This is a genomic window from Moraxella sp. CTOTU47618, from assembly GCF_032017425.1.
Lineage (GTDB): Bacteria > Pseudomonadota > Gammaproteobacteria > Pseudomonadales > Moraxellaceae > Faucicola > Faucicola tetraodonis.
Genome location: NZ_DALZPW010000006.1, coordinates 125,790 through 147,388 on the forward strand (window position 1 = coordinate 125,790; position 21,599 = coordinate 147,388).

The following is a 21,599-nucleotide window of genomic DNA, read 5'->3' on the forward strand; positions in this document are numbered from 1 at the left end:
CCTTACAAATTCGGTACGGCAGAAAAAGCCCCTGCCATGTATTTGGCATAAAGGTTATCGTCATTGCGTATACCTTCCACTTCATCTAATCGCCATGCTTCTGATTTTTGGTCGATTTTTTCTACCAAATAAATTTGATGCTTGTTGAGAATATTAAATACTTCAGGCGTATGGCAAGTAAAGATAAGTTGGGCATTGTGGGGATTGGTGTGTTCGGAACGGAATAAATTAAAAATCTCTGGAAGTAAATGCGGATGTAAGTCGTTGTCGAGTTCGTCAATAATAGCAATACCGCCATTTTGTAAGACAGGTAAGATTAAACTTAGTAAGTTAAAAGCTGACTGTGTACCATTAGACTCTTGGAAAAAATTAAGTTCAAAAGTTTTCCCGTCTATAGTTCTATGTATACCAAAAGGCAATAATATTTCTTGTGTTTCTGACGAGTCTTTTGCCAAAGCAGTGATTTCCTTGATAACTATTTCCTGTATCCCTGTATCAAATTTGCATAGCAAATCCTCTGCTGTTTTCTTAAGCTTTTCATTCTCGTTAAACAATTTAGTAGCTTTAACAATAGAATTCGCATTTTGACTTAGTCTACCGCCAGCGACAACATTTGACTCATTATTCATTAAGGAATTAATAATTTTCTTAGCAATTTCATTTTCAAAAATTTCTGCGTAACTAATTAATGAAACATTTTTTTGAGCATCATTTGCTAAAGAGGGTCTAATGAAACCATTATGCCTGTAATCTAGAACACCGTTAACGTATGAACGTTTGAAAATGTAACTGAATTGACTACTAGATTTTTTGTAAAGATTTTCTTTTACAATTTGTTCCCTATTAATAACTAGTTCATACCTGTATTCTTCAAAATTATTTTCTAAGTTTTTTAGCAAAAAACCCATATGAAATGTGGCATCTTCAGACTCACTTAATATATGGGTTTGTATAACTATTTGTTTATCACTATCAAATGTTTTAGCAGAAGTACATATATACCAAGTCAAAAAAGACAATGGTTTAAGGAATTGAGTTTTCCCCGACCCATTGGCTCCAACTACCGCCATAATTTTATTTAAGCGAATGTTATCTTGGGTTGTTTTGACGGTAAAATCATAGGCAGAAGCTGTCGCCTGTTTGCCGAGTTCAAACGACAAGTCTGTCTCATCAAGATACGAATAAAAATTATTAAATCGGATATATTTAATCATAAAATTCCAAATGTCACATAAATTTGTGATTTATTGATTAATATAGCACAATTTTTTCCGTAGCAATTTAAGAATTGTAAACCGCCCTCACCACTTCCCCAATCGTGGCAATGCCTTTTCTCAAGGTATCATCATCTTGGGCGATGCTTAGGCGGATACACTCATGCGCGTGTTTAAAGTTTTCAGTATCCACGCCAACAAAGAAATGCTCGCTAGGGATAATCAATGTGCCTTTGGCTTTTAATCGCTCATACAACTCAACCGTGGTTATCGGCAAATCTTTAAACCATACCCACAAGAAAATCGCACCTTCAGGCTTGTGGATTTTCATCGCATTGTTATAGGGGCTTGGCAAGTCGCCCAGTTCTTGTTTTAGCAGCTGCACCGCTAATTTGGCTTGTCCTTGATAAAAAGGACGAATATGATTGTCTGACAAATCTTTTAGCCGGTCGTCTTGTAGTAGTGGCGTAGCAATCGCCGCACCAAAACGGGTCGGTGCTAAATTAACAATCGCATTTAGGCTGCTAATCGCTTTGACCACCTGCGGATTGGCGACCACAATCCCTGTACGCACCCCAGGCAAACCGATTTTTGATAGGCTAAAGCACAAAATAATTTGCTCATTCCAATTGAGCGTAGCTTGGCTATAGATGATATTGGGGAACGGCATCCCATACGCATTATCGATAATCAGTGGGATATCAAAACGCTTAGCAATCGCTTCAAGGCGCGCCATTTCGTCATCGGTCAGCACGTTGCCTGTTGGGTTGGTGGGGCGTGAGCAACAAATTGCCCCGATTTCGCCGTTGTGCAATTCAGCCAAATTTTCTAGGGTGTCAAAATCGACTCGGTATTTAAAAAAGCCGTCTTCGCCTTGATGTTGCACAAATTCAATGCTGGGTGGCACTGCGATAAAATGCTGCCCATCCACATGGGCATCGGCATAACCCACATATTCTGGAGCAAGGGGTAATAGAATTTTTTTATCAATGCTGCCTTGTGTAGTATCGTCAAACTGTCCACCAAACAAATTAAATAAATAAAAAAATGCGTTTTGTGAGCCATTGGTCAGGGCGATATTGTCTGTGGTAAGTCCCCAGTTATAATGGCGATTAAAAAAATCTACCAATGCTGCAATAAATTTGGCATCGCCCTGCGGCGTTGAGTAGTTTCCGATATTTTCGATGGCCATTGAGCCCATCTCACCTTCGGCTAGGGTTTTAAACACCGACCAATAGGTTTGGTTAACTGTATCAATACGTGCTGGATTGCCACCGCCGAGCATATTAATCGGTTGTTCGCTGTTAAGCGCGTTGCCCAAATCATCCATTAACTGCAAAATACCGCTATTTTTGGTAAACTTTTCACCAAACTTTGAAAACTGCATGATTGCCCCTTTAATTTTGCCAAGCTATCTGCGTATTATAACAGGATGCCAGTGCCGTTGCCCGTTTTGACTCAGCTGTACAGCCACCATCAGGATACCCCAGCATGAAACCGCATTTACCCAAACTCAAAGGCTATAGCCACACTTGGCAAACCACCTTGATGGTGATGTTGATGGTGCTGGTGAGCGTGGCATTGTCGCTATGGTTTTTTTGGCGCAGTCTGTATTTACCAGAGCTACAAAACCATGCGACTTATCTTGCCAATCAGCTGTTGATGATTGATAAAGCGGATAAAGATTTTAAAAACAATCCCGAGCTTAAAAATTGGATTATTGACGCCTCACATATTAACGTGATTACTGACCCACAACAGATACCCTCTTTTCAAGAAAAAACCTTGGTGGATTACTTTACCCAGCAGATGGCAACACAGATGGAAACCGTGATGCAGCGTCCTGTATCGGTCAATTTTAAATTCAAACCCGTACCGATTTTGTATATTCAAGACAGCGCGCATCCGGATGTTTGGCTGCAAGAGCCTGTCAAGTTTTATGCCAAATATAGCCCAACGTCGATTTATTTTTTCTTATTGGGGATTCCGCTTGCCACGTTGCTGACCATTTTGTTTTTGGTCAGACAATTAAATCGCCCGCTCAAACGCCTACAAAAAGTGGCGATTGATTACATCACCCTTGGGCACGCCAACAATTTGGCGACCAATGAAGGCTCAACAGAGATTCGTCAGGTGAATTTGGCATTTAACCGACTGTTTCATAACCTGACCCAAACCCAAAAAGAACGCAATATTATGCTCGCTGGTATTTCCCATGATTTGCGCACGCCACTGACGCGGATGCGACTCACAGCCGAGATGCTACCCGATGAGTTTTTGCGGGAAGGGCTAGTGTATGACATTGAGGACATGGACGCGATTTTGGAGCAGTTTATTTCATTTATGAAAGATGGTTCAGATGAAGCAGTGCGATTGACCAACCTGCGTCCCATCATTAACGAGATTGTGGTGCAGTTTGCCCCCACCCTATTTATTATCGATATCCAAGATGAACTGCCCAGTGTGCCATTGCGACCTTTATCCATTAAGCGTCTCATCGTTAATTTGGTCAATAATGCTTGTCGCTATGGTCAGCCGCCCATTCATATTGAAATTAGCATTGATGATGAGCTACAACCTCCTGAGCAAGTGGTCACCGATGAAACACTAACGCCAGAGATAACCTCTAGACAAAAATACTTAACCATCAAAGTTAGCGATGAAGGGCAAGGCGTTGCCGAAGATCAGCTTGAGCGGATTATGCAGCCGTTTGAGCGGGGCGAAACGGCACGTACCACGCAAGGAAGTGGACTTGGGCTTGCGATTGTAAGCCGCATTACTCACCTGCACAATGGTAGCGTCATCGCTCGTAATCAGCCTAATGGCGGCGGCTTAGCAGTGGTGGTGAATATTCCGATTATAGAATAAAGATGACAGAAGACTAATTGGTTACTTAATAGATTAGGCTAACCATGATTCCTTAGTAACTTTGGTTTCGATAGCTTTGGTTTGGATAGCCATTTTTACTTTTTAGTACCAATCATAGGGGGCAATTCACTTGACACATTGGTGGCTGTGACAGGGTGAACCAAGGCTGCGCGCGCCTGTGACACGGACTGGCTTTCAGTAGGTTTGCGCAAAAAACTATAATAACCAAAAACAGCCATATTGAGTACCACCAAGGCTAAAAACAGGTAACGCATGCCATCCTCGCTTGTGATGATTTCGCTCATCGGTTAATTGATGTGCGCAAATTTTGCTAAACCATTGCATAACTCACTAAAATTTATCCCAGTCTGAGCAAATTTGCAAGCGTTACTGGTAACGAGCTTATGACCCTTGCTCATCCGTGTATTTTTTCTCGCTACTTTTTTGGGTAATTTCGTCCGCTTCAATACTTGAAGCTAGCTGGCTTTTCGGCCATTTCATGATAAATCGCGCCCCACCCAAGGTCGGGCTTTCATCCACTGACATACGACCATTAAACCAAAACGCGATTCGAGACACAATTGATAAGCCAAGACCATAACCACCCGAGGCACGGGTACGACTATCATCCAGACGCGCAAATGGGATAAAGACTTTTTCACGGTCTTTTTCTGGAATACCCTGTCCATCATCTTCCACACTGATAAAGGCCTCATTTTTTTCTAAGCCTGCTGAGATGATAATGGTGCTTTCGGCATAACGGGTGGCATTACCTGCCAAGTTTTGCAACACGCGGTGTAAATAGCGTCTATCAGCTTGTGCAAACGCACCTTTTTGCACCTTACCTACTTTGACGGTGACAGGTTTACCAAGCGCATTGGTCTCACGAACAATCTGCGAAACGAGTTCTTGTAAATCGACATCTTCCCAGTCCATTTTGGGTGAGCCTTCTTCAAGCTTGGCATAGGTCAAAATCTCATCAATCAAGCCATTAAGCGATTCGATATCTTGGTCGATATAATCACGCTGACTCATCCGATCGTCATAATCATCAGTATCAGCCAACATATCCACGGCAAAGCGAATACGTGCTACTGGGGTACGCAGCTCATGGGATACGGCACGGGTCAACTCGCGCTGTGATTCAATCAAACGGCGGATGTGCTCAGTCATACTATTAAAGGTTGCCGCTAGATGAGCAATTTCATCTTCACCCACGACTTTTACTTTGGTATTGAGCTTACCTTCGCGCACTTTGGTGATACCGCTTTGAATGAGCTGCAGTTTACGCTCTAATGGGAAAATCAGCGCATACACCCCTAAACTGATTAAGAACATACTAATGAGCGTGATACTAATAATCAGATTAAGCGGAAACCAGTTAAACAGTGGAATGGGTCCCAAATCCACCACAGTATCTTGGAGTTCAGTCGGTGCTAGTACCCGAATCGATGAATTCTCTACACTGGTATTGTCACGGAACATAATCACGATATCTTTGCGATACAGTCGCGCTTTTTGGTCGGTATCAAGTTGCAGTTTATTAACGGATTGCAAGGTGAGCTTAAAAGGGAAAAATTTTTGAATTTGTTGCAAGCGTTGCTGTTTTTCTGCCAAGGTGCGATAGTAAGACAAATCATCGAGCAGCAACACGCCTATCCCTTTAATTTGTTGCTCATTGAGTTTATTGACGCTGACATGCAAGACGTTGTTCTCACCCGATACTTTATGATAAATCTCTGCGGTATTGGTATCGCCATTAAAACGTACTACGGCTTGTTGTTTGTTGAGTCGATTAATTTCGCTGGTTTTAAAATCCGCTTTTGAGGTCGGTTCGATCTCAAACTTAGTATCAAATAAAGTACTGACATCGGAGAGCCAAAAATTACGCTCTTGCGCCGTTACTTGGCGCGACAATCCTGAGTCAATGAGATAAAATGCCGCTGATGCCATATCCTCGCGATAAGTCTGTACGCGTTCTGCGTTGATAGTGGTGATAAGCAATTGCGCAAACAACGCAACCAACAAACAGATAAGTAACAGACCTGCATAAATCCGCAGAAAGATAGATTGGTTTAAGGAGGATAATAGTGGCATAAAAAATCTAGGGTTAAGGTCAAAAGATAATAGCCGTATTATTACCTAGCAAAATTAATATTACAATGTAAAATTCATGAAGCGATTGTCTAGTAACGTAGCAAATTGTTGTGCTAAATCTACCATTACTAGGTAGCAAAGTTACCAGTGATAGCGATAAAAAAAGCCAGCTTGATGCTGACTTTTTTCAATACTGTGTTTATCAATACTATGTTAGTTTTCTTTGACAAACAGATAGCCTTTACTGCGAACGGTTTTGATACGTTTTGGGTTTTCTGGATCATCACCAATTTTTGGACGGATACGAGAAATACGTACGTCAATCGAGCGGTCTTGACCATCATACTCGATACCACGCAGACGTTCAAAAATATCTTCACGCGATAAGATACGACCTGCATTTGATGCCAATAACCACAATAAATCATATTCCGCACTGGTAAAGTCAACAAGCTCATCATTCAAAGTAACCGAACGACCGCCGTTATCAATAACCAAATCGCCAAATTCAAGACGCTGTGGCACTTCATCAGTTGGTGCGGTATCAGAACGGCGCAATAGTGCACGAATGCGCGCTAATAACACACGCGGCTGAACGGGTTTTGCCACGTAGTCATCCGCACCCATTTCTAGACCTAATACTTGGTCCATATCTTCGGTACGCGCAGTTAGCATTAAGATAGGGTTATGAAAATGAGGACGTACTTCACGGCATACCGTCAGACCGTCACTACCTGGCAACATCACATCAAGCACCACCATGTCAGGCTGCTCAGCCACGATACGACGAATGGCACGGTTACCATCAGTTTCAATTGCCACATCTAGACCATTTTTACGCAAATAATCTTGGGTTAAGGTTGCAAGACGCTCATCATCCTCTACAATCAATACTCGGGGTATCAACTCTTCTTCTGACATAATTTCCTCCAAAAAATTTTATACATACTCTTAATACTTATATCAGAATATATCTTTATTTATCTATCAGCAATAGGTAATGAAAGTTTACGCATTACCTGTACTACTACAATATAATTGAATTAATTTAGCGAAAAAATAGCCAATTTAATATTGTTAAAACGTAACTAAACATAAAAAAAGTATAAATACCACATATAATAAGCTTTAAAAACATACCATATAAGGTTATCTGTTTGGTAACGGATAAAATTTTTTGCTACCTTTGGTTTAAAAGATAATTAGCAAATTTTTAAGTACCCTTTTTTAATCACGCTTTTTTTAAGCACTTATATTTTCAATCACCCATAAAAAAAACAGTGGTCATAGCCACTGTCTTTAAACATAGTACCATCAAAATTAGGCACGGTTTTTGAATTTTTGTAAGGTTTGCAATTGTGCCAAAGATTCTGCCAATGCTGCCAAAGCCGCAGAGGTGTCGATATCGGCTTTTTGATTTTGCAAGCTTTGTTCTGCATGACGACGTGCTTCCAAAATTTTGGCTTCATCTAAGTCATGCGCACGTACTGCCGTATCTGCCAATACCGTCACTAAATGCGGTTGTACTTCTAAAACACCACCTGATACATACACCATTTCATCATTGCCATTGCTGGTTTTGATCTGCATGGTGCCCGGCTTTAATAGCGTAATAAAAGGAATATGTCCTGGCAAAATACCGACTTCACCTTCTACCCCAGTAGCAATTAACATACTAATCTCACCAGAGTAGATAGTTTCTTTCGCACTGACGACATTACATTGTAAAGTTGCCACAGTTCTCTCCTATGGTATTGCAAAATTAGGTTGATAAAACCCTGTTACTTTATTTTAAACTAACAGGGTTTGATTGAGAAATTAGCCGCGTAGTTTTTCTGCTGCAGCAACCACTTCTTCAATACCACCTTTCATGTAGAATGCTTGTTCTGGCAAGTCATCATACTCACCATTCAAGATTGCTTTAAAGCTTTGAATGGTTTCACGGATTGGTACGTATTTCCCTGGTGAGCCAGTGAATACCTCTGCAACGTGGAAAGGTTGTGACAAGAAACGTTGGATTTTACGTGCACGGTATACCACTAATTTATCATCTTCTGATAATTCGTCCATACCCAAAATCGCAATAATGTCTTTCAACTCTTTAAAGCGTTGTAACACTTCTTGGACACCACGAGCAACAGTATAGTGCTCTTCACCAATGACCAGTGGGTCTAACTGACGCGACGTTGAGTCTAGTGGGTCAACCGCTGGGTAAATACCTTGTGAAGCAATATCACGGCTCAATACCACTGTTGCGTCTAAGTGAGCAAAGGTTGTCGCAGGTGATGGGTCAGTCAAGTCATCGGCAGGAACGTATACCGCTTGAACAGAAGTAATAGAACCTGATTGGGTTGAAGTAATACGTTCTTGTAATACACCCATCTCTTCTGCAAGCGTTGGCTGATAACCTACCGCAGATGGCATACGACCTAATAATGCTGATACTTCGGTACCCGCTAGTGTATAACGATAAATATTATCAACAAACAATAATACGTCACGACCCTTACCGTTCTCATCTTTTTCGTCACGGAAGTATTCCGCCATGGTCAAACCGGTCAAGGCAACACGTAAACGGTTTCCTGGTGGCTCATTCATCTGACCATACACCATCGCAACTTTATCAAGTACGTTTGAATCTTTCATCTCGTGGTAGAAGTCATTCCCTTCACGGGTACGCTCACCTACGCCAGCAAATACCGATAAACCTGAGTGTGCTTTTGCGATGTTATTGATAAGTTCCATCATGTTAACGGTTTTACCAACACCTGCGCCACCGAACAGACCGACTTTACCGCCTTTAGCAAATGGGCATAATAAGTCAATTACTTTAATACCGGTTTCTAAAAGTTCAGTAGAGTTTGATTGTTCGTCGTAGCTTGGCGCTTCACGGTGAATCGCCCAAGTGTTGCTATGCTCTACCGGACCTGCTTCGTCGATTGGGCGTCCTAAAACATCCATGATACGACCTAGGGTACCTTTACCCACAGGTACAGAGATTGGTGCGCCAGTGTTGCTAACTGGTAGACCACGTTTTAGACCTTCAGTAGAACCCATGGCGATAGTACGTACGATACCATCACCCAATTGTTGTTGTACTTCTAATGTAGTTTCTGTGCCTTCAACTTTTAAGGCATCATAAATTCTTGGTACGCTTTGACGGTCAAATTCAACGTCAATAACCGCGCCAATAATCTGTACAATACGACCGCTACTCATTACGCTCTCCTTGAATGTAGGTCAATTATGAAACAGCAGCAGCACCGCCAACGATTTCCGAAATTTCTCGGGTAATCGCCGCTTGACGCAGCTTGTTGTAAACCAATTGTAATTCGTTAATTAAGTTACCTGCGTTATCCGTTGCTGCTTTCATAGCAACCATACGTGCAGACTGTTCAGAAGCAATATTTTCTACCACGCCTTGATAGACGATTGATTCAACATAACGTCCCATTAAACCATCAAGCAGCTCTTTGGTAGTTGGCTCATAGATATAGTCCCAGCTGTGTTCACGATTTGCCATCGTTTCATCAACCAAAGACTCAGCCGCAATCGGTACTAAGCGTTGCACACTAGGATTTTGGGTCATGGCATTAACGAATTCGTTATATACCAGGTAAATCTCATCAATTTCACCACGATTATACGCATCAAGCATTACTTGAACTGGCACACTAAGTTGCTCAAAGCTTGGGTTATCACCATAGTGAGTTTCCGCAGCAATCACCGTACCACCGAATGTTTTAAAGAAGCTCACGCCTTTTTGACCAATCACCGCAAAACGCGTTTCAACCGCTTGGCTCTTTTGTTGTTTAACGTGCTGCATCAATTTTTTGAATAAGTTGATATTCAAACCACCTGCAAGACCACGGTCAGAACTGACTACAATATAGCCAACACGATTAACCGGACGAGGTACTAGGTAAGGATGTTTGTAGTCTGGTGAAGCTTTAACTAGATGAGAAACCACTCGACGCATGCTATCAGCATAAGGACGACCTAGTTGCATACGTTCTTGGGCACGTCGCATCTTACTCGCTGCAACCATTTGCATGGCGCGAGTAATTTTCTGGGTACTTTTAATACTAGCAACTTTTGCTCGAATTTCTTTTAAACTTGCCATAAATAATCCATACAGCCATGTTTAGTTTCAGTCCACGCCCATTGATGTAACATGGACGAAATTTGGAAAAATGAACAAAGTAATCATAACCCCTTTGTTCATTTGTTCTATGACAATGCAGTTCTAAAATTTCACTGAATCTTAGAATGAATGATTTTGCTTATAGTTTTCAATCGCTGATTTGAATTGGTTTGCGATATCATCATTATAGTTGGCAGTGTTATCAATGTCTGCCATAAAATCACCATGTTGGTCACGTAGGTAACGTAACAAACCTGCTTCAAATGCACCCACTTTGTTCACTGGGACATCAGCTAGATAACCTTCGTTAGAAGCATAAATTACCGCAGCTTGTTCAGCGATGCTCATTGGTGCGTATTGATTTTGTTTCATCAATTCAGTCACACGTTGACCATGGTCAAGCTGTTTACGGGTCGCGTCATCTAAGTCAGAAGCAAACTGTGCAAAAGCTGCCAATTCACGATACTGTGCCAATGCGGTACGGATACCACCTGACAATTTTTTGATGATTTTAGTTTGCGCTGCACCACCCACACGAGAAACTGAAATACCCGCATTCACCGCTGGACGGATACCTGAGTTAAACAAGCTTGACTCTAGGAATATCTGACCGTCGGTGATTGAAATCACGTTGGTTGGTACGAATGCTGATACGTCACCTGCTTGGGTTTCAATAATTGGCAAGGCAGTTAACGAACCTGTTTTACCTGTTACCGCACCGTTGGTGAATTTTTCTACATACTCAGCGCTTACACGTGAAGCGCGCTCTAATAGACGTGAGTGAAGGTAGAATACGTCACCTGGGTAAGCTTCACGTCCTGGTGGACGACGTAAAAGCAATGAAATTTGACGATAGGCTACGGCTTGTTTTGATAAATCATCATAAATGATAAGCGCATCTTCACCGCGGTCACGGAAGTATTCACCCATAGTACAACCAGAGTATGGCGCGATGTACTGCAGTGCTGCTGGTTCAGAAGCAGATGCAACCACAACCGTTGTATAAGCTAATGCGCCCGTTTCTTCTAGTTTACGTACCACGTTTGCGATTGTTGAACGTTTTTGACCAACGGCTACGTATACACATTTAATGCCCGAGTGTTTTTGCGCGATGATCGCATCGATTGCCATGGCTGTTTTACCAGTTTGGCGGTCACCAATAATAAGCTCACGTTGACCACGTCCGATTGGAATCATGGTATCAACAGCTTTATAACCTGTCATTACTGGCTCATCAACTGATTGACGGTCGATAACGCCTGGGGCGATTTTTTCAACTTTATCCGTTAATTTGGCGTTAATTGGGCCTTTACCATCGATAGGATTACCCAGTGCATCTACCACACGACCTAAAAGCTCGGGTCCAACTGGTACTTCTAAAATACGACCAGTACAGTAAGCTTTTTGTCCTTCTTGGAGATTCAAGTATTCACCTAGAACAACCGCGCCGACTGAGTCTTGTTCAAGGTTTAGCGCCATACCATATACGCCACCTTCAAACTCAATCATTTCGCCGTACATGGCATCTTCAAGACCATGAATCTGTACGATACCGTCAGATACCATGACAATAGTGCCTTCGTTCTTTGCTGTGGCACCCGCAGTCAGGTCTTGAATTCGCTGCTTAATCAGATTACTGATTTCCGCTGGATTCAATTGTTGCATTGCACTGTTCCTTAATTTTTACTGACTAGAATCAATTTTGTTGAAATTTATGCCGTCAGCTGTGTTTTTAACTGTTTTAATTTGCCACGTACAGAGTCATCGATTACTTTGTCACCGACCTTAATCGTCACACCTGCAATTAGGGCAGGGTCTACATTGACATGTAGTACGACCTTCGCGCCTAGGGAGGTAGCAAGTCGGTGTTCAATGAGTTGCTCTTGCACTTGCGTTAATGGATATGCCGACGTGACATATGCATGAACTTCTTTTGCATCAGCGGCTTTTAATAAACCAAAACGCTCATTGATACTGGGTAATAATGCCAAACGATCTTGCTCTGCAAGTTGCGTCAAAAAATTAACAAAAGCATTGGAATCTGCTTGTGCCCCACCCTCAATAGCGGTGCTTAAAGTTTTAAACACGGTATTGCTATCTTCAGGTGAACTTTGGTTATAAAGGTCTTTTAAAGTAGCGACTTTAGCTTGTGCAGCAACTGCTGGATTATTGATATAATCGGCAAATGCTTTATCACTAACGATGGCATTCATCACGTTTAAGTAATCTTGCCACTCATTGACAGCGTGATGCTCTTTAGCATAATCAAATGCTGCTTTTGCATAGGGTCTTGCTAAGGTTGATAAATCAGCCATCATATCCTCACTGTACGGTTGCTACTTATAACTTGGCTGCCAATTGGTTTAACATATTGGCATGAGTTTCTGGATTGACCTTTTCTTGTAAGATTTTTTCGGCACCGAGTACGGCAAGTTCTGCAACCTGCGCGCGTAAACCTTCACGGGCTTTATTAATTTCTTGATCAATTGCTTCACGCGCTTGTTGACGAATACGTTCGCCTTCCACTTGTGCTTGCACTCTGGCATCTTCAATCATTTGATTGGCGCTTTTGTTCGCTTGGTCAATGAGTGAAGCGGCTTTTGCTTTTGCTGCGATAAGCTCTTGCTCTGCAGCTTGTGATGCAGTTGCTAAGTCTGCTTTGGCTTTTTCGGCAGCATTTAGGCCATCTGCGATTTTACGTTGGCGATCCGAAATAGCAGCAACCAAAGGCGGCCACACAAACTTCATGCAAAACATCACGAAGATGGCGAATGCAATCGATTGTCCAATTAGGGTTGCATTGATATTCACTTAGAATCCCTCGTTAATTAAGTTTCTTCAATCCTTGTCCACATAAGATGATGTGGACATTGTACTGATAGTGTACCTATTAACCTGCTAAAGGATTTGCGAATAACAATAACATTGCAATACCAACACCGATCATCGGTACGGCGTCAAGAAGACCTGCCACGATGAACATACGAGTTTGCAATTGTGAACCTAGTTCTGGTTGACGAGCGACGCCCTCTAAGAATTTGCCACCTAAGATTGCAAAGCCAATACCTGTGCCTAGTGCACCTAAACCGATTAGCAAAGCAACGGCAAGAACGGTCATACCTTCTAGAGTCATTGATGTATCCTCATTACTGTTTTGAAATTAATGTTCAGTTTGTGATGCAAGGCTAAGATAGACAATGGTTAGCATCATGAAAACGAACGCTTGCAAAGTGATTACTAAAATGTGGAAGATTGCCCACGGTACTGATAACACCCATTGAATCCAAAATGGCATAAGGGCGATTAACACAAAAATTAATTCACCTGCATACATGTTACCAAAAAGTCGTAAGCCAAGTGAGATAGGTTTTGCGATTAGAGTTACAAACTCTAGGATAAAGTTCACTGGAATCAATAAGATTTTAGCGATTGGGTTTTTTGCGCTAAATGGATGAAGGGTTAATTCACCAATAAAACCGCCAAAACCTTTTTCTTTAATACTATAAAAAATGATCAGTGCAAATACTGAGAACGACATACCAAGCGTCACATTTGGGTCAGTACTTGGTACGACTTTCATGTAAACATGGTGTGGGTTATGTCCTAGCAGACCACCAATTTTTTGTGCAATGACAGGCAAATAATCAACTGGCAGAAGATCCATGAAGTTCATCAAGAAAATCCACACAAAAATTGTCAGTGCTAATGGCGCAATAACCTTTGATGTGCCATGATAAGTATCACGAACGTTACTATCAACAAACTCCACAATCATTTCAATAAAAGCTTGCATTTTGCCGGGTACACCCGAGGTCGCTCTTTTTGCCACCATATAAAAAATGGCACAAAAAAGAACCCCTAAACCAATCGACCACAGCATTGAGTCTAAATGAATCGCATTGAAACCCATTTCAGAAGCTTGCTGTTTGGTTTCGGCAACTATCCAACCTTCTGTTGGGTGATTACCGAAAGTCCAGTTTGTCAAGTGGTGATTGATATACTCATTTGAAGTAATTTCTGCGTTTGCTTCTGCCATAATCTTAACTTCTTTTTTATATTGAGCCGATAATAGAGGGAGTTAGCGTCAGATATTTTGTCTAATCACAAAAATTTGTAACTTAACACTATAATCGTATCTAACTGAGCTGATGATACTCAATGAGAAGTGCAAACATGACGTCAAAGGCACATCGAGGCGTTTAAGCAATCTGCTTAACTAAGGTGATGAACCGTGAATAAACAACTTGTTTATCAACGTAATAATATAGGCTATCGACCTACTGTGTTTTGCTTGACTCAAATAAGTGGGTCATCAGTAAAACATATATGCAATTGCTTGAAAACTAATTCTTTTTAGCCAATTAGCGCTGAGCAATCGCACCTTCAAAAAATTTTCACTATATTAATTCAACTGTTACCTTTTTGTAAAGGATTAAATAGATTTATTTGTGATTTAGTTTAGGTTATTTCCAGGATTACGAGATAAATGTAAAAGGCCTTTTTTTACCAAGGATTTCGGTAAGTGATAATGAGGTAACTCATTTGCAAAATTAAGTAGCCCGCGAATACCGCAATGGCATTTAGCGGTTTTAACAGCAGAAAAATCAGTGCAAATCCAATAATGGTCAACACCCACTTTGCCATATGCGCTTGATAAAAACGATGAACAATTTGACGACGCTGCTGATAGCCCGATTTGCTCAAGGAAATTTTAGCAAAGATGATTTGGCTCACCCACCCTAGCACACTACCGGCTAGCAAATTTTTACTCACGGTATACTGGCTATTGCCTTGCCAAACATCCAACGCAACACCGATAGCAACCAGCCCAAGTATCAGCCACGACTGCTTGTTGATAGATTGTTGGATAGACTGTGGGTCAAATGGCTTGGCTGGTTTTGACATAGCAAAATAACGGCTAGCTGATTATGGGCAGGAATGATAAAAGTAGTATAGCAGAATCTTGATTAAAAATTTGGCTAAAGGTTGTTTTATCTATGCTGATGTTAATCGCCAGTCATTATGAATAGTGTATTGTTAGACTTGTTATATTGCCCGGTATTTTTATAGCTGAATCGCTAATTTCTCAGACAAATTATGCGGTTTTCATGCTAAAGTAATTTGATAGTTATTGATGATTTTATTGATATGCCCCAACCTTCTATACAATCAGCTGGAAATTCTATTCAATCAGCCAATAGTTACGACGCAAATTGTCGCCACCTATCTATGTCTATGCCACAAATGACGCCTGAGCAGGTTGAAGCACAGATTGCTCAGATAAAACAAGATTGCCAAGCGCAAGGTTTACGTTTTACTGCGCTGCGAGAGCAAGTGTATCGTTTGATTCTACTTGCCGCGCAGCCCATTGGGGCGTATGAATTATTGGATTTACTGCAATCAGCGAGCGAAAAAGTCGTCGCACCGCCAACTGTATATCGTAGTTTGGAGTTTTTGCTCAGGCATGGCTTGGTTCACCAATTAAATTCCAGTAAGGCATTTTTTGCTTGCTCTCAGCCCACCGATCGCCATGTTGCCGCTTTTTTGGTCTGTCGATGCTGTGGCGAGGTACAAGAGTTTAGCCACCCATCTATCCAAACCATGCTAACTGAAGTTGATCAGTCGACCAATTTTGCCACTCAGTCAAGCATTATTGAGCTTTCAGGTGTTTGTCAGCGCTGCCAATAGTCACCTTTTTTTATTGAATGCTTAGAATGAGACTATGCCAACAATTATTTTGCTATTGTGTTTGTCAATTATGAGCATTTGTGATATAAAACATGCCTTATTTAATTAACCGTTGTTTGATAAAGTTGTACTGCCACGATTACCGTCATTATTCTAAGGATAACTGAGTGACGTTACTGCCAAGTTCGATATCACAACACCACGCTGATTACTTTTCAATCATTGAATTAAGTGATCTGCATCTCTTTGATGACCCTAATAAGTTAATGAATGGCGTTAATACCACAGACACATTTGAGTCGGTATTATCCTTGGTCCGACAACAGCGCAATGATGTTGATTTATTGGTACTGACAGGGGATTTATGTCATGAACCTACTCAGCAAAATTATGACCGTTTATTTGCAGCCTTAGACGACATCAATATTCCTTTTGTAGCTATCCCGGGCAATCATGATGTGACCCTAGAGCTGGATAATCATCTACCTTTTGCCCAGCGCCGTCATTTGCCAGTCAAAGCAGATACTCGCCTGCAAAAATGCTATAGTATTGCCACCGATTATTGGGACTTATTGTTATTAGACTCCTCTTGTGAGGGACACAGTCATGGGGAGTTTGATGAGCAGTCATTGCGGTGGCTAGCGCAGCAGTTAGCGAATGCCGATCGGCCTTGTGCAATTTTTTGTCATCATCCGATGGTATTAATCGATTCAGCATGGCTTGATAAGTACACTATAATAAATTCTGAGCGTTTTTGGGAAGTGGTAATGCCGTATCTAGACCGCATTAAAGCTATATTTGTCGGCCATATTCACCAAGAAATGCATAAGATTACTTATGGGACATCGGTATTTGGCTGCCCATCAACCAGCCTACAGTTTAAACCCTTGTGTAAAGACTATACCATTGACGAAATTGCGCCTGGTTTACGTTGGATAAATTTATATAACAATGGGTTACTTGCAACTGGTATCAAAAGAACAGATACTATCTGACTAATTTTTCATGGTTGTTGAACTTATGTTCATAAACTTAATGTCGTGAAAGTTTGGTTAGCTTGTTTATTAAGGTTTTAGCGTTTATTTTAGTTTGATTTCATATACTGGCGAATTGCAGTGTTTAAAGCGTTAATAACGCGATGTCATTGGCTTAAGTGCTGAACTCGTAATGAAATTGTAAACTTAAAATTGTATCACTATCGGTTTTTAGAGGAATTAGCTATGGCATCTGCCCAAAATGAACGTGAATTAAGCTTTACCCCATATCAGCCAGCGGCTGAAGAAGAATATATGAATGACGCACAACTTGCGCATTTTAGAAAAATTTTATTAGATTGGAAAGAGCAGTTAATTAGCGAAGCTGAATCAACCAAATCTTATATTCAAGATGAATCAACGGCAATGCCTGATATTAATGACCGCGCCACCCAAGAAGAAGAGTTTGCGTTGGCACTGCGCACGCGTGACCGTGAGCGTAAACTGATTCGTAAGATTGATAAATCGATTGCTGAGATTGACAGTGGCGACTACGGTTTTTGTGAGACTTGTGGTGTAGAGATTGGTTTGCGTCGTTTAGAAGCCCGTCCAACCGCAACCCAATGTATCGATTGCAAAACCTTATCAGAGATTAAAGAAAAACAAGCATGGGGTCATGCTTAATTTATCAACGTCTCCTGTCATTGGTCGCTTTGCTCCTTCTCCGACGGGAGCTTTGCATTTGGGGTCACTGGTGACTGCGATTGCCAGTTACTGTATCGCTAAGCAAGCGCAAGGCAAGTGGCTAGTACGCATTGAAGATACTGATACTGAGCGCTGTCATCCAACATTTAGCGATTTGATTTTAGCAGATTTGGAGCGATTAGGTTTGCACTGGGATGGTAACGTTCGTTACCAGTCGCAACGCCTAGACACGTATCACGCGTTATTGGATGAGCAGCTAACAACAGTAAGTTATGGCTGTGATTGCAGTCGTAAATCCCTGCAAACTTATCAACTCGCCCACCCCAACACCCAATACCCTTATCCTAGAATCTGTGTCCATAAGCGGTTATCGCGCGATTATGCCATTCGCTTAGTGATGCCAGATAACCCAATGCTTTTTTTCGATCAGCTGCAAGGGGTGATTGCAGGCAATCCGCAACGAGAACAGGGTGATATTGTGGTCAGAAGGCGGCGCATTAAACCGTCTTTTTCAAAGGCTCAAACAGCCGACAAAGGCATGATTAATTATATGCTTGCGGTGGTAATTGATGACGCGCTGCAAGGCGTCAATCAAATCGTGCGGGGTCTGGATATATTGCCATTGACGATACCGCAACTGGTCATCTCGGATTATTTAAATTTCCCCCCTCACCAGTATTACTATCACTTACCTATTTTGGTGAATGCGCAAGGGCAAAAACTGTCTAAACAAACGCTTGCAGAGCCGATTCACGCCTACCCTGCACCCCAACTTATTAAGACCGCACTGCAATTACTACAACAGCCGCCGATTGATATGGATAAACCCACCACAATGCTCGAGCAGGCGGTTTGCCAATGGAATCATACGTCGCTGCAAGGCAAACAGCGTATAAAAGTCGATAGTTTACAAAATCTTTTGGCAACCTGTTAATAATAACGACATTGATTGGCAGGAATCGTTGGGCTTTCTTTAATAATTCGCATCAACAATCCGACGATAATCAGATTAACCACCATAGAAGAACCACCATAGCTAAAAAATGGCATGGTCAACCCTTTGGTAGGTAGCATCCCCATGGTCATACCGGCATTAACAAAAATTTGCCCAAAGAACAAAATCCCAACCCCAAACGCAAAGTAGCTTAAGCGTGTTTGGTGCCGTGCTAGCGCTTGGTAGCTAATGCGCATAACCGTAGTGACCAAAATAATTTGTAACACCAGTAAAAACGACACACCCACTAAGCCTAACTCTTCACCGGTAATCGCCAGTAAAAAGTCGGTATGCGCCTCCGGCAAATGGGAGAGTTTTTGGATACTTTCCCCATAACCGACACCAAACCACTCACCGCGGGCAAAGGCTACAATACTGCGACCTAGCTGATAGTCACTATTTTTCAAGTCATCAAACGGATCTAAAAACGAGGTTACCCGTTTTAGTCGGTAACTTGCCCCCATAATCGCCATGGTGCCCGCCAAAAACATGGCCCCCATGATGATAAAAAACTGGCGCATGGGTAACCCGCCGACAAAAATCATCGCCGCAATACAGGTTGCAATAATCACCACCGAACCAAAGTCAGGCTGCAACATGATAAACAAGGTCAACCCCATGGCTATCAGTGTTAGCCGCAAAAAGCCTTTCCAATGGTTACGAATCTCTTCTGATCGGCGCACCAGATAATCTGAGGTGTACAAAATCATCAACAATTTTGCCAATTCAGAGGGCTGAAAATTGATACCACCCAGTTCAATCCAGCGTTTACTGCCGTTAATCACTGACCCACCGATTAGGGTATAAATAATCAGCAACAGACAAGCCAGCAGCGCATACATAATAAAATCTAAGCGAAACGTCTTGCGAAGCGGGATAAAATACACCAGTAAACCAAGAACTGCACCGATTCCCATGTACGCCAGTTGGTGATAAAAAAAGTAAAAATCACCCAGTTTTTTGGTTTGTGCAAAAGGTATTGACGCGGACGCCACCATCAACAGACTAAATACCATAATGGTTGCCACCGTGGTCAATAGCACCGAATTAATGGGCGGAATCCACTGGCGGCTTTTCTTAGCAGAAACACTGTTAGCTGAGAGGGATGAAGAAAGTGAAGAAGTAGTTGAATGGGGCGCGGGCATAACACAACCTAAATATTAAAAATACACTAGCGAATGATTATTGGGGTTTGACTAAGCGTTGAAAAACTTGTCCACGTTCCACATAGCCACTAAACTGATCAAAACTTGCACAAGCGGGTGATAGCAATAATACGCCTAAAGCGGGGAATGTTGGCTGGTCTTGCCAAGCTTGACTGACCGCTTGTTCCAGGGTTTGGCATTTGGTTAATACAATCCCTGCAGGATTGTGAGCATCTAAACCCGCTGATGCCAAATCAGCCGCGATTTTATCGGCATCTTCTCCAATAAAGTACACCACTTGCGCATAATCCATCAAGGGTTTTGCCAGTTCAGCAAAGTTTTGACCTTTACCTTGCCCGCCCAAAATCACTGCAAGTTTTTTGCCTTTGGGCGCATATACTTTACCTAGCCCCAAAATTGCCGCGATGGTCGAGCCAATGTTAGTGCCTTTGGAGTCGTCAAAACAATCGAGCTGATGGGTGGTTGTGATAAATTCACAGCGATGTGGCAGCCCGACAAAGTTTTTTAATGTCGTTAACATACTGTCTAGCGGCAGACCTGCTAGTTCGCCAATTGCTAGGGCTGACAGCGCATTCATCAAATTATGCTCACCTTTGATCGGCACGTCTTTTTCATTGAGCAACCGCTCGCGACCCCGTGCTAGCCAGATTTCACCATCGCTATCTTTTATCAATCCGTACTGATTCATATCAGGTGCGTTACTACCAAAGCTAATGGTGGGCATATCATCGGATACTAACGGGCGACTAAGCAAGTCCTCGCGGTTGACCACAATGGATTGCACGCCTTGGAATATTCGGTGTTTGGCTTGGTGATAGCCGAGCATATTGCCATGGCGATCTAGATGGTCAGGCGACATGTTAAGCACGGTGGCTACTTTGGCGGACAAATTGGTGGTGGTCTGTAGTTGAAAACTGGATAACTCAAGCACCGCCATCTGTATGGGCTCAAGTAACAAATCAAGCGCGGGCGTTCCTAAGTTACCACCGACACCGACTTTAAACCCCGCATTTTTGACCATCTGGCCAACCAGGGTGGTGACAGTGCTTTTGGCATTAGAGCCGGTAATCGCAATAATCGGAATATCTCGCTGTTTAGCTACCTCATGGAACAATTGAATATCACTGACAATCGCGATTTTTTTCGCACGTGCGCCATCAAATATAGGCAAATAAGGGTCAATACCAGGACTGATGATAATGCGATCTGCCACTGCCAACAGCTCGCCATCTAATGCCCCAAACTTGGTCACTATATCGGTTGGCAAGTGCTCGGCAAGTTTGGGCAGACCGGCATCGGTGACCGCTACGGGGTAGCCAAGCGCGTGTAAATAGTTGACTGCCGACAAGCCTGATTTGCCAAGTCCAACCACCACTTGTAATCCATTGCCACGTTGAATCATGCTCGATGCTGATGGCATGCTTTGGTTGGTTGAAGCAGGTGAAACGGCTGATTGAGTGGCAGAAAGTTGGCTCACGAGAATTCCTTGTAACACTTAAACTTATAATACTTAAACTTGTAACACTTAAATAAAGGTACCGCTAACTAAGGCAGTGACAATACTTGCGGCATAAGCTAAAAAACGTTTTCTATCATACCATTTTATGACAAAAAGTTTTGCGATTAAATGTGAGTTTTCATGTTTTGTAGTGACCGCAATAAAAGGCGGTTTAAATGCTACGATTTTTGCGATGAAGATATACTTTTGATCTGTATTACTCAACAAATTTAACGATTTTAGGCAGTAAA

The 21,599-nt window shown here is 42.1% G+C and carries 21 protein-coding genes; 5 read left to right on the plus strand and 16 right to left on the minus strand.

Annotated elements, in window-relative coordinates:
• Positions 1 to 2: 2 nt before the first annotated feature.
• Positions 3 to 1,214, minus strand: a complete 1,212-nt coding sequence (locus tag RTS09_RS06625) for an AAA family ATPase (RefSeq protein WP_060995378.1) — start codon at positions 1,212 to 1,214, stop codon at positions 3 to 5.
• A 67-nt stretch (positions 1,215 to 1,281) separates the two neighbouring features.
• Entirely contained in the window at positions 1,282 to 2,601 is a 1,320-nt protein-coding gene (locus RTS09_RS06630; protein ID WP_312535426.1) for a valine--pyruvate transaminase, read from the minus strand.
• A 104-nt stretch (positions 2,602 to 2,705) separates the two neighbouring features.
• Between RTS09_RS06630 and RTS09_RS06635 the strand changes: the two genes are divergently transcribed.
• Positions 2,706 to 4,082 (plus strand): ATP-binding protein, encoded by a 1,377-nt coding sequence (locus RTS09_RS06635; protein WP_312535429.1) that lies wholly within the window; start codon positions 2,706 to 2,708, stop codon positions 4,080 to 4,082.
• Positions 4,083 to 4,177: 95 nt separating this feature from the next.
• Here the strand turns inward: RTS09_RS06635 and RTS09_RS06640 are convergent, their stop codons facing one another.
• The 12 genes from RTS09_RS06640 to RTS09_RS06695 form a co-directional block, all read right to left on the minus strand.
• Positions 4,178 to 4,387 (minus strand): hypothetical protein, encoded by a 210-nt coding sequence (locus RTS09_RS06640; RefSeq protein WP_253852213.1) that lies wholly within the window; start codon positions 4,385 to 4,387, stop codon positions 4,178 to 4,180.
• Positions 4,388 to 4,484: 97 nt separating this feature from the next.
• Entirely contained in the window at positions 4,485 to 6,179 is a 1,695-nt protein-coding gene (locus tag RTS09_RS06645; protein WP_312535433.1) for an ATP-binding protein, read from the minus strand.
• A gap of 213 nt (positions 6,180 to 6,392) precedes the next feature.
• A complete protein-coding gene (locus tag RTS09_RS06650) occupies positions 6,393 to 7,100 on the minus strand; it encodes a response regulator (RefSeq protein ID WP_007115827.1) in 708 nt (235 codons plus the stop codon).
• Between the two features lie 399 nt (positions 7,101 to 7,499).
• The gene (locus RTS09_RS06655; RefSeq protein WP_060995382.1) at positions 7,500 to 7,916 is read right to left on the minus strand and encodes a F0F1 ATP synthase subunit epsilon; all 417 of its coding nucleotides are present in this window, start codon (positions 7,914 to 7,916) and stop codon (positions 7,500 to 7,502) included.
• An 81-nt stretch (positions 7,917 to 7,997) separates the two neighbouring features.
• The gene (gene atpD / locus RTS09_RS06660) at positions 7,998 to 9,398 is read right to left on the minus strand and encodes a F0F1 ATP synthase subunit beta (RefSeq protein ID WP_312535436.1); all 1,401 of its coding nucleotides are present in this window, start codon (positions 9,396 to 9,398) and stop codon (positions 7,998 to 8,000) included.
• A gap of 25 nt (positions 9,399 to 9,423) precedes the next feature.
• Positions 9,424 to 10,302, minus strand: coding sequence for a F0F1 ATP synthase subunit gamma (gene atpG, locus RTS09_RS06665; RefSeq protein ID WP_060995383.1), 879 nt, complete (start codon positions 10,300 to 10,302; stop codon positions 9,424 to 9,426).
• Between the two features lie 141 nt (positions 10,303 to 10,443).
• Positions 10,444 to 11,988, minus strand: a complete 1,545-nt coding sequence (gene atpA / locus RTS09_RS06670; protein WP_144918688.1) for a F0F1 ATP synthase subunit alpha — start codon at positions 11,986 to 11,988, stop codon at positions 10,444 to 10,446.
• Positions 11,989 to 12,035: 47 nt separating this feature from the next.
• Entirely contained in the window at positions 12,036 to 12,638 is a 603-nt protein-coding gene (locus tag RTS09_RS06675) for a F0F1 ATP synthase subunit delta (RefSeq protein ID WP_076775457.1), read from the minus strand.
• A gap of 25 nt (positions 12,639 to 12,663) precedes the next feature.
• Positions 12,664 to 13,134, minus strand: a complete 471-nt coding sequence (locus RTS09_RS06680) for a F0F1 ATP synthase subunit B (RefSeq protein ID WP_036594652.1) — start codon at positions 13,132 to 13,134, stop codon at positions 12,664 to 12,666.
• Positions 13,135 to 13,213: 79 nt separating this feature from the next.
• A complete protein-coding gene (gene atpE, locus RTS09_RS06685; RefSeq protein ID WP_007115820.1) occupies positions 13,214 to 13,456 on the minus strand; it encodes a F0F1 ATP synthase subunit C in 243 nt (80 codons plus the stop codon).
• Between the two features lie 27 nt (positions 13,457 to 13,483).
• On the minus strand, positions 13,484 to 14,359 hold the full coding sequence (gene atpB, locus RTS09_RS06690; RefSeq protein ID WP_007115819.1) for a F0F1 ATP synthase subunit A: 876 nt from the start codon (positions 14,357 to 14,359) through the stop codon (positions 13,484 to 13,486).
• Between the two features lie 467 nt (positions 14,360 to 14,826).
• Positions 14,827 to 15,228 carry an ATP synthase subunit I gene (locus tag RTS09_RS06695; RefSeq protein ID WP_309596455.1) on the minus strand — a complete coding sequence of 134 codons (402 nt, stop codon included), beginning with the start codon at positions 15,226 to 15,228 and terminating at the stop codon, positions 14,827 to 14,829.
• Between the two features lie 324 nt (positions 15,229 to 15,552).
• Between RTS09_RS06695 and RTS09_RS06700 the strand changes: the two genes are divergently transcribed.
• From RTS09_RS06700 to gluQRS, 4 genes are all read left to right on the plus strand, one after another.
• On the plus strand, positions 15,553 to 16,011 hold the full coding sequence (locus RTS09_RS06700) for a Fur family transcriptional regulator (protein WP_312385818.1): 459 nt from the start codon (positions 15,553 to 15,555) through the stop codon (positions 16,009 to 16,011).
• 167 nt (positions 16,012 to 16,178) lie between these two features.
• Positions 16,179 to 17,006 carry a metallophosphoesterase gene (locus tag RTS09_RS06705; protein WP_312535438.1) on the plus strand — a complete coding sequence of 276 codons (828 nt, stop codon included), beginning with the start codon at positions 16,179 to 16,181 and terminating at the stop codon, positions 17,004 to 17,006.
• 225 nt (positions 17,007 to 17,231) lie between these two features.
• Positions 17,232 to 17,669 (plus strand): RNA polymerase-binding protein DksA, encoded by a 438-nt coding sequence (gene dksA / locus RTS09_RS06710; RefSeq protein WP_036594643.1) that lies wholly within the window; start codon positions 17,232 to 17,234, stop codon positions 17,667 to 17,669.
• Positions 17,662 to 18,624, plus strand: coding sequence for a tRNA glutamyl-Q(34) synthetase GluQRS (gluQRS, locus tag RTS09_RS06715; protein WP_312535442.1), 963 nt, complete (start codon positions 17,662 to 17,664; stop codon positions 18,622 to 18,624). Before dksA ends, gluQRS begins: the two co-directional genes overlap by 8 nt.
• On the opposite strand, the gene ftsW is transcribed toward gluQRS, so the two are convergent.
• Entirely contained in the window at positions 18,621 to 19,829 is a 1,209-nt protein-coding gene (gene ftsW, locus RTS09_RS06720; RefSeq protein WP_177343771.1) for a putative lipid II flippase FtsW, read from the minus strand. The two genes, gluQRS and ftsW, sit on opposite strands and share 4 nt — an antisense overlap.
• A gap of 37 nt (positions 19,830 to 19,866) precedes the next feature.
• Positions 19,867 to 21,252 carry a UDP-N-acetylmuramoyl-L-alanine--D-glutamate ligase gene (murD, locus tag RTS09_RS06725; protein ID WP_309593637.1) on the minus strand — a complete coding sequence of 462 codons (1,386 nt, stop codon included), beginning with the start codon at positions 21,250 to 21,252 and terminating at the stop codon, positions 19,867 to 19,869.
• Positions 21,253 to 21,599: the final 347 nt, after the last annotated feature.

What these genes read in the sequence shown, in the direction of transcription:
- RTS09_RS06625 (WP_060995378.1), bottom strand. Translation starts at nt 1,214, where the DNA reads ATGATTAAATATATCCGATTTAATAATTTTTATTCGTATCTTGATGAG.
- RTS09_RS06630 (WP_312535426.1), bottom strand. Translation starts at nt 2,601, where the DNA reads ATGCAGTTTTCAAAGTTTGGTGAAAAGTTTACCAAAAATAGCGGTATT.
- RTS09_RS06635 (WP_312535429.1), top strand. Translation starts at nt 2,706, where the DNA reads ATGAAACCGCATTTACCCAAACTCAAAGGCTATAGCCACACTTGGCAA.
- RTS09_RS06640 (WP_253852213.1), bottom strand. Translation starts at nt 4,387, where the DNA reads ATGAGCGAAATCATCACAAGCGAGGATGGCATGCGTTACCTGTTTTTA.
- RTS09_RS06645 (WP_312535433.1), bottom strand. Translation starts at nt 6,179, where the DNA reads ATGCCACTATTATCCTCCTTAAACCAATCTATCTTTCTGCGGATTTAT.
- RTS09_RS06650 (WP_007115827.1), bottom strand. Translation starts at nt 7,100, where the DNA reads ATGTCAGAAGAAGAGTTGATACCCCGAGTATTGATTGTAGAGGATGAT.
- atpD (WP_312535436.1), bottom strand. Translation starts at nt 9,398, where the DNA reads ATGAGTAGCGGTCGTATTGTACAGATTATTGGCGCGGTTATTGACGTT.
- atpG (WP_060995383.1), bottom strand. Translation starts at nt 10,302, where the DNA reads ATGGCAAGTTTAAAAGAAATTCGAGCAAAAGTTGCTAGTATTAAAAGT.
- atpA (WP_144918688.1), bottom strand. Translation starts at nt 11,988, where the DNA reads ATGCAACAATTGAATCCAGCGGAAATCAGTAATCTGATTAAGCAGCGA.
- RTS09_RS06675 (WP_076775457.1), bottom strand. Translation starts at nt 12,638, where the DNA reads ATGGCTGATTTATCAACCTTAGCAAGACCCTATGCAAAAGCAGCATTT.
- atpE (WP_007115820.1), bottom strand. Translation starts at nt 13,456, where the DNA reads ATGACTCTAGAAGGTATGACCGTTCTTGCCGTTGCTTTGCTAATCGGT.
- atpB (WP_007115819.1), bottom strand. Translation starts at nt 14,359, where the DNA reads ATGGCAGAAGCAAACGCAGAAATTACTTCAAATGAGTATATCAATCAC.
- RTS09_RS06695 (WP_309596455.1), bottom strand. Translation starts at nt 15,228, where the DNA reads ATGTCAAAACCAGCCAAGCCATTTGACCCACAGTCTATCCAACAATCT.
- RTS09_RS06700 (WP_312385818.1), top strand. Translation starts at nt 15,553, where the DNA reads ATGTCTATGCCACAAATGACGCCTGAGCAGGTTGAAGCACAGATTGCT.
- dksA (WP_036594643.1), top strand. Translation starts at nt 17,232, where the DNA reads ATGGCATCTGCCCAAAATGAACGTGAATTAAGCTTTACCCCATATCAG.
- gluQRS (WP_312535442.1), top strand. Translation starts at nt 17,662, where the DNA reads ATGCTTAATTTATCAACGTCTCCTGTCATTGGTCGCTTTGCTCCTTCT.
- ftsW (WP_177343771.1), bottom strand. Translation starts at nt 19,829, where the DNA reads ATGCCCGCGCCCCATTCAACTACTTCTTCACTTTCTTCATCCCTCTCA.
- murD (WP_309593637.1), bottom strand. Translation starts at nt 21,252, where the DNA reads ATGATTCAACGTGGCAATGGATTACAAGTGGTGGTTGGACTTGGCAAA.